Genomic DNA, 7,145 nt, shown 5'->3' with positions numbered 1-7,145 from the left:
CCAGGCCCCCCGTCTGCTCGACGAGCGCATCCCGAGCCATCTCGATCTGCCGGTGATCGCGGACATCGACGGCCGCCCAGCTGGCGTTCGCCCCGAGGTCGGCGGCGGCCGCGGCGGCGGTGTCGGCGTCGACGTCGGTGACCATCACCCGGTATCCGCGTCCGGCGAGCATCTCGGCGATCTCCCTGCCCACCCCGCGACCGGCACCGGTCACGAGCGCGCTGCGCGGCCTCGTCGTCGTCACTTCTCGCTTCCCAGTCCGGAGCGGATCCGGCCGTAGGAGATGCCACCGTGGCAGTAGGTGGGCACGACCGGCCAGAAGCGCTTCCAGGGGACGAGCTCGGTGGAGGGCAGGATCTGGAGCCAGCGCGGGTCGCCGGGGCACGGGTCCGCCATGGTCTTCTCCTTGATCATGGAGTCGTACTGATCCAGGGAGTCCTCGAGGGTGTTGGCGTTGGGACAGATCTCCCGGCCGAACTGCTCGTGGTACCGCCGCACGCCCGGGATCCGGGACAGCTCCGGCTGCCAGTTGTCCAGCGAGATGCCGTTCTCCGAGGACACCCACACGCCGTCCGGGGTGTTGACGACCAGCGAGTGGTTGCCGTCGGTGTGTCCGGGGGTCCACATCAGGGCGAGGCCGGGGCCGAGCTCGATGTCCCCGTCGAACACCGCGAACTTCGAGCGGTCGACCCCGCCGAGACCGTCGGCGACGTACCACGCCCACTGCATGGGGTGCAGGTCCTCGAGCGTGGCCAGCTCACGTCGGTGGACCAGCAGCCGCGCGTCTCCGAACAGTGGGTCGCGGGGCGCGGTCTCCCCGGGGATGACCTCCGTCGAACCGAGGATCATGCGCGGGTCCTGCACGTGCAGGTGGTCGAAGGTGCAGAAGTCCACGTCCTGCGGCGTGAGCCCGACCCTGGCGAGCGCCTGATCCGGCTCGTTGAAGTACTTGAGGATCAGCTTCACGGCCAGGTTGCCGCCGGGGACCTTGTCGACGAGCGCCTGGAGGTTGTCGTAGAAGGGCGCCTCGGCGGACCCCGCGGGGACGGTCGGCTCGAACACCAGGGTGCGGGGGCGGCCGTTCCAGTCGTCGTACTGCACCACGATCATCCGGTTGATCATGGTGATCAGCGGCAGGCTGGGGACCGAGACCGCGTTGTTGAACGCGTACTTGACCGGGTACGGCGCCGCCGCCACGTCCACGGACTGCACCGCCCGCACCTGCCCCTGCTGCACGAACCGCGTCTTGTACTCGGCGGCCGCCGCGCGCACCGCCCGCAGGCGTTCACCCCGGGGCCACACGTCGTGGACACCGTCGAACTCGGGGATCGAGCGCGCGCCGATCTGCTCGAGCATCTCCTCGGTGGACTGTTCCCGCAGGGTCTGCTCCTGCAGTTCCCGGTCGCCCAACTCGTGTTCGCGCAGCATCACCGCTCCTGTTCTCCTCGGGGCGCCGTGGCTCTCCCGGCGCCGTGCTCCTGACGGGTACTTCCAGGATCCGGTGTCCGTCGCCGCCCCACTTGTCTCAGCGCGACACTCTCCCCCGGCGTCGGAGCTCGCCGGGGGAGACGCCGAACCACCGCCGCACGGCGTGGCTGAGCGTGGACTGTTCGGAGAACCCGACCAGGTCGGCGATCTGCGTGAAGGACAGGTCGGTGGTCGTGATGAACCGGTGTGCCCGGTCCCGCCGCAGGTCGTCCACGACCCGACCGTAGGTGGTGTCCTCCACGACGAGGTGGCGCTGCAGGGTTCGCGGGTGGATCGCGAGCGACGCCGCCACCTCGGCGAGTGCCGGGACCCGCCCGGGAAGGCGCTCGCCCACAGCCCGGCGGACCCGACCCGCCATCGAGTGGGCGGGGTCGGAGTAGGTGCCCGCCAGGTGGTCGAGGGCGGCCTGTCGGATCTCCTCGTCGGCGGTGGCGAACGAGGCGTCCAGGATCCTGCGCTCGACGCACAGCGCGGCCACGGGGCGGTCGAACTTGATGTCGGCACCGAAGAAGTCCAGGTAGCGGTCCACGGGCGAGAGCGGCCCGTGGGTCAGCTCGACGGATCGGAGACCGGGACTGCGCCCGAGCAACTGCACCGCCATCCGGTGGAACAGGCCGAGCCCCAGCTCGATGGCCTGAGGGGAGTACGGCGACTCGGACAGCTGCTTGCGGTATGTCAGCGCGATCACTCCGCGCCGGTTCCACGGGTCGTCGTCGACGCCGATCGTCAGCGCGGGGCTGTGGACGAACAGGAAACGCGCCGCGCACTCGAGCGCCTCGGTGGCGGTGGAGCTGGGGCGGATCGCCCGGGCCACGGGACCGAGGATGGAGATGTCCTGTCGGTCGGCCAGCCGCAGCCCGAAATCCGGGCACTCGAGCGCGGCAGCGGCGGCGTCGAGCATCTGGTCGTGCGCGGTGATCGAGATCAGGCCGTCGTCGCCGGCGAGGGCCTCGGCCGCGATGCCGTACTGGTCGAGCAGGTGCTCGGGGTCCCCTCCGAGTTCGCTCACGAGCGGGGCGAAGCCGCGAAGGCTGGCGGTGCGGATCAGCGGCTGCACGCCACCACCCGGGCGCTACCGTTCCGCCAGGTGACCACGGACTCCGGGCTGCTCACCCGGGCACACCGATCTCCCCGGCCACCCGACGGCCCGACTCGACAGCCCCGTCCATGTACCCGGCCCAGCGGGTGGCGGTCTCCGTGCCCGCCCAGTGGATCGGGCCGACCGCGCGGCGCAGGTGGGGTCCGAAGCGGGTCAGGGTCCCGGGCGCGGCGAACGCGCCGTAGCACCCGCGGCTGTACTCTTCCTCCGCCCAGTCGCGCTCGATGTAGTCGACGGGTTCGCGGGCCCGGGGCCCGAAGTATCCGGCGAGATCCTCCAGCACCTGCGCCCGACGGTCGGCGGGCGTCATGCGCGAGCACCGGTCCGCGTGTCGGCCTTCGAGGAATCCGACCAGCACCCCGGGGCCACCGCCCGCGGCGCCGTGGGGGGTGTTGTCGAAGACCGTGCCCAGCGGGCGGGTGTCGCTGTTCGCCTGACCGCTCCAGCCGTCGGCGCGCCAGAACGGCTCCGGGTAGGCGACGTTGACCTTGATCACCCGTCCCATGGGCAACCGTTGGACGAGCTGGTCGCGGTCCCCGGGCAGGCCGGGGGAGTAGCGGATCCTCGACGCGAGCGGCGGAGGAACGGCGACGACCACGTGGCGCGCGCTCACGGTGTGGTGGCCGGTACGGACGCGGACGGAACCGACGTCCCACTCGACCGCGGTGACCGGGCTGTCCAGCACCACCCGTTCGCCGAGTTGCCGCGCCATCTCGATCGCGATCGTCTGCGCCCCGCCCACCACGCGGTCCTGCTGCGCTCCACCGGCGGTGTCGATCATCGCGTCCAGTCCGCCGGCCGAGCCGATGTAGAACGCCGCCCACAGCGCGGAGAGGTCCTCGGGGCCGGTCGAGAACACAGCCTCGGTGAGGAGTCGGTAGAACCCGCGGGCCCGCGGGGTGCGGGCGGTGCGTCTGAGCCAGGTGTCGAACGTCTGCGAGTCCAGGCGGTCGGCGCCGGAGGCGTTCCACGGGTCGTCGAGCGGGATGCGGGCGGCCATCCGGTCGAGCCGCCACTGGGTCTGGGCGATATCGGCCAGGGTGACCGGGTCGAACCTGGGGATCCGGCCGGTGTACTCCGCCCTGGCGCCGCCGAGTTCGGCGATGTGCCGGCCCTCGACGTGGGTGGGGAAGGTCTGCAGTCCCAGTTCGCGGATCAGTGCCAGGACGTGGTGTTGGGTGGGGCCGACCCACTGCCCCCCGACCTCGATGGGCTGGCCACCGGCGAGCGTGGCGCCCAGTAGCCTGCCGCCCACACGGTCCCGGGCCTCCAGAACCATCACCTCGTGGCCCACCCGGGTCAGCTCACGCGCGGTGACCAGGCCGGCGATCCCCGCCCCCACGACCACCACGTCCACCGATGAGTCCATTGTCGAGCCTCTCCACGCCCTCGAATCGCAGACATTCCCACAGTATTCCGAGCCCCCGCCGGCCCGGGTCAGGACAGTGAACTCGACGCGACGGACCCCTGCCGTCTGCCACCCTTGTCGGCATGGACACGGACAGGCGATCCCTGCCGCGCAACTCGTGGCTCTCCCGGGGCGAGCCGCTCGATCGTGACGACGCGGCGAGCAGGATCAGCGCTTACATCTACGGCAACATCCTGGTGCTCGCGGCGCTCGTGCCGATCGTCCAGAGCGAGAAGTACGTCGGGATCGCGATAGTGCTGGGCACCGCCCTGTCGACGTTCATCGCGCACGTCTTCGCCGAGGCGGTGGGCCACGGCGTGCGTGAGGGCGAGCCGCTGAGCCGCGCCGAGCGGCTCGCCGAACTGCGGAACTCGGTGCCGATCCTGAGCTCGGCGGTCCTGCCGTCGCTCATCCTCGCGGTCGGGTGGATCGGGGTGATCGAGCACGGTACCGCCATCCTGCTCGCGGAGATCACCGTGCTGGTGCGGATCGGCGGCGTCGTCTTTGTGATCGGCCGACTCAACGGCGAACGGCCCGATCGGAGGTGGCTCCTCGGCGCGGCGGCACTCACGGTTGTCGCCGTGGCCGTCGTGGCGCTCAAGGTCGCTCTGACGCACTGAGCCGGCGTCACCGGTCGATCATCCGCACCGGCCGTTCCGGCCGACCGGTCACCTCCCGAACAGCCTCGCCAGGAACCCCTCCGCGGGGGCCTTGGCGTGACCGGGGCACCGCTGGGACCTGGGCACGGCGGACATCACCTGGTCGACGTGCATGCCGCACCCGGCCCACGTCGTCTTTCCACAGGTCTTACAGGTGGCGGGTCTGCACATGGTCGTTCTCCTCAAGGTCACAGAGTGCGGGGTCAAGGGCCGCGGGATCGTCGCGAGGTCGCCAGGCGAACGGTCGGCTCGCTCGGGCCTCGACAGCCAGCATACATACCCTAGGGGGTATAGACAATGAACGCGCGACCAGCCTTCTCTTGACTCCCTCGTCGATGAGTGTCACTGTATTAATCACCTAATACAGCGACACGGACGGGGGCTCGATGCAGTTCGACACCGCCTCTCCGATCTGGGTGCAGCTCGTCGAGGAGTTCTCGCGACGCATCGTGATCGGGGAGTGGGCGGCGGGCGCGAGGATGCCCGGGGTCCGCGAACTGGCGTCCGACCTGGGCGTCAACCCCAACACCGCACAGCGGGCACTGGCCGAGTTGGAACGGCTCGAGCTGTGCCGATCCGAGAGGGCCAGCGGGCGATACGTCACCTCCGACGACGCCCGCATCGACGAGGTCCGCGCCGACCTCGCCTCCGGCGCCGCCCACGAGTTCATCCGTCGGGTCCGCGGCCTCGGGATGACGCAGGACAAGGCCCGAGCACTACTGGACAACAGATGGGACGACCATGACCACACCACTGCCCATGCGCACGACGGAGGTGCCTGACGTGAGCATCACCGAGAACGCCGCGCCCACACTCGTCGAGGCCTCGGGGCTGCGCATGAGTTACGGCTCCACGACCGCGTTGGACGCGCTCGACCTCCGCCTGGCTCCGGGCCGGATCGTGGGACTGCTCGGGGAGAACGGCTGCGGTAAGACCACCCTCCTCAAGATCCTCGCCGGCGTGCTCTCGGGATACTCCGGCAGCGTGCGGATCGACGGCCACGCCCCCGGACCCGAGTCCAAAGCGATCGTCTCCTTCCTGCCCGACACCAGCTTCCTCCCCGATTCCGCACGGGTGACCTACTGCCTGGAGCTCTACGCCGACTTCTTCTCCGATTTCCGCACCGAGAAGGCCCGAGACCTGATCGGGTTCTTCGGTCTGAGCGAAACCGCCCGGCTCAAGGAGATGAGCAAGGGCATGCGCGAGAAGGTCCAGATCGCGCTGGCCATGTCCCGTGACGCGAAGGTGTTCCTGCTGGACGAACCCATCTCCGGCGTCGACCCGGCCGCACGTCAGCTCATCCTCGACGGGATCCTCCGCAACCTCTCCGAGGACTCACTGCTCCTGATCTCCACGCACCTGGTGCACGACCTGGAGCCCATCCTCGACGCCGCGGTGATGATGCGCCACGGCCGCGTCCTGCTGCAGGGCGACGCCGACGACCTCCGCGGCCAGCACTCCGCCAGCCTCGATCAGATCTTCAGGGAGACCTACCGATGACGACGACACTGCTCAAGCACGAATGGTTGCGTACGCGTGGGGCGCTCGGGACGACTCTCGGCATGATCACCCTGATCGGAGTCCTGGGCAGTCTGCTCGGGGCCGCCGGATGGCCCCTTCTCTCCCAGTTCGGGATGGCCCTGGGCGTGTTGGCCGCGATCGTGGCGGTCCCGGCTGTCCAGTTGACCCTCGCCGCCGATTACTGGCGTACCGGGTACGGCCGCACCGGGTACTTCACCCACTCCATCCCCGTCCGCGGCTCGACCATTTTCTGGGTCAGGTTGGCGTGGGCGATGATCGCCTCGCTGGCCGCGCTCGTCCTCACCGCCGGGCTCGCGCTGCTCGCCTGGTGGGCGGCCGCGTTGCATTCGGGGATCACCTCGCCGTCGTCGTCAGTCCTGTCCGACACCTGGACCACGGTGACCACGGCCGCGCCGCCCTGGATGATCGCCGCCGGGCTCATCGTGGGCCTCTCCTCGTTCCTGATCTGGCCGGTCTACTACTACTTCGCGGTCTCGGTGGGGCACGAGCGGCGACTGGCGGCTCTGGGCGCCGGTGGGCCGGTCGTGGTGTTCGTCGTGATCTACGTGGCCACTCAGATGCTGTCGCTGCTGGCGATGATCGCGCTGCCGTTCGGCGTCGCGATGGGCGCCGGCAACACCCTCGAGTTCGTGCGCGTCGACGTTCTCGGCGAGCTGGCCGCGGGCGCGGCCGCCCAGAACGACGTCATGCCCGTCGGCTTCCTGGCCGCGTCGGCAGTGCTGGCGGTGTACTGCCTGTGGCGCACCGCCCGCTCGTGGGATCACAAGGTCGCCCTGGTCTGATACCGGTCGGGCCCCGGGTTCGGACGCCCGGGGCCCGACACCCGCGTCAGTCCCCGGCCTCGGCGAGGAGCCCGTAGAGGCGTTTACGCAGGGCGACCAGTTCCCGGGTGGCCGCCTCTGCGGCGGCCGGGTCGCCGGTCTGGACGACCGCCCGCACGGCCATGGCG

General features: G+C 70.2%; 9 protein-coding genes. 4 read left to right on the top strand and 5 right to left on the bottom strand.

Annotation, left to right across the window (positions count from 1 at the left end):
- The 4 genes from G6019_RS17200 to G6019_RS04040 form a co-directional block, all read right to left on the bottom strand.
- On the bottom strand, window positions 1-244 hold a 244-nt coding region (locus G6019_RS17200; protein ID WP_309230151.1), incomplete at its 3' end, for an SDR family NAD(P)-dependent oxidoreductase.
- Window positions 241-1,428: a hypothetical protein gene (locus G6019_RS04050; protein WP_182612765.1), complete on the bottom strand. Its 1,188-nt coding sequence runs from the start codon at window positions 1,426-1,428 to the stop codon at window positions 241-243. The genes G6019_RS17200 and G6019_RS04050, both read right to left, overlap by 4 nt.
- A 97-nt stretch (window positions 1,429-1,525) precedes the next feature.
- Window positions 1,526-2,545: an AraC family transcriptional regulator gene (locus G6019_RS04045; RefSeq protein ID WP_182612764.1), complete on the bottom strand. Its 1,020-nt coding sequence runs from the start codon at window positions 2,543-2,545 to the stop codon at window positions 1,526-1,528.
- 52 nt (window positions 2,546-2,597) lie between these two features.
- A complete protein-coding gene (locus G6019_RS04040) occupies window positions 2,598-3,956 on the bottom strand; it encodes a flavin monoamine oxidase family protein (RefSeq protein WP_182612763.1) in 1,359 nt (452 codons plus the stop codon).
- Window positions 3,957-4,078: 122 nt separating this feature from the next.
- On the opposite strand from G6019_RS04040, the gene G6019_RS04035 reads away from it, so the two are divergent.
- A complete protein-coding gene (locus G6019_RS04035; protein ID WP_107756864.1) occupies window positions 4,079-4,615 on the top strand; it encodes a hypothetical protein in 537 nt (178 codons plus the stop codon).
- A gap of 48 nt (window positions 4,616-4,663) precedes the next feature.
- Here G6019_RS04035 and G6019_RS04030 read toward each other — a convergent pair whose 3' ends face one another.
- A complete protein-coding gene (locus tag G6019_RS04030; RefSeq protein WP_182612762.1) occupies window positions 4,664-4,825 on the bottom strand; it encodes a hypothetical protein in 162 nt (53 codons plus the stop codon).
- Window positions 4,826-5,040: 215 nt separating this feature from the next.
- On the opposite strand from G6019_RS04030, the gene G6019_RS04025 reads away from it, so the two are divergent.
- From G6019_RS04025 to G6019_RS04015, 3 genes are read left to right on the top strand one after another with little or no spacing between them, the layout of a single operon-like run.
- On the top strand, window positions 5,041-5,436 hold the full coding sequence (locus tag G6019_RS04025) for a GntR family transcriptional regulator (protein WP_182612761.1): 396 nt from the start codon (window positions 5,041-5,043) through the stop codon (window positions 5,434-5,436).
- Between the two features lies 1 nt (window position 5,437).
- Window positions 5,438-6,154 carry an ABC transporter ATP-binding protein gene (locus G6019_RS04020; RefSeq protein ID WP_309230150.1) on the top strand — a complete coding sequence of 239 codons (717 nt, stop codon included), beginning with the start codon at window positions 5,438-5,440 and terminating at the stop codon, window positions 6,152-6,154.
- A complete protein-coding gene (locus tag G6019_RS04015; protein WP_182627079.1) occupies window positions 6,151-6,978 on the top strand; it encodes a hypothetical protein in 828 nt (275 codons plus the stop codon). The genes G6019_RS04020 and G6019_RS04015 overlap by 4 nt, the downstream gene beginning before the upstream one ends.
- Window positions 6,979-7,145 lie beyond the last annotated feature (167 nt).

Source organism: Dietzia sp. DQ12-76, from assembly GCF_014145045.1.
GTDB lineage: Bacteria > Actinomycetota > Actinomycetes > Mycobacteriales > Mycobacteriaceae > Dietzia.
The sequence above is the reverse complement of the archived record's forward strand: the minus strand, read 5'-3'. Positions and strand labels throughout refer to the sequence as shown.

Bases quoted from the DNA above. Each gene is read 5' to 3' on its own strand.
- G6019_RS04050 (WP_182612765.1), bottom strand. From the start codon at position 1,428: ATGCTGCGCGAACACGAGTTGGGCGACCGGGAACTGCAGGAGCAGACC.
- G6019_RS04040 (WP_182612763.1), bottom strand. From the start codon at position 3,956: ATGGACTCATCGGTGGACGTGGTGGTCGTGGGGGCGGGGATCGCCGGC.
- G6019_RS04035 (WP_107756864.1), top strand. From the start codon at position 4,079: ATGGACACGGACAGGCGATCCCTGCCGCGCAACTCGTGGCTCTCCCGG.
- G6019_RS04030 (WP_182612762.1), bottom strand. From the start codon at position 4,825: ATGTGCAGACCCGCCACCTGTAAGACCTGTGGAAAGACGACGTGGGCC.
- G6019_RS04025 (WP_182612761.1), top strand. From the start codon at position 5,041: ATGCAGTTCGACACCGCCTCTCCGATCTGGGTGCAGCTCGTCGAGGAG.
- G6019_RS04015 (WP_182627079.1), top strand. From the start codon at position 6,151: ATGACGACGACACTGCTCAAGCACGAATGGTTGCGTACGCGTGGGGCG.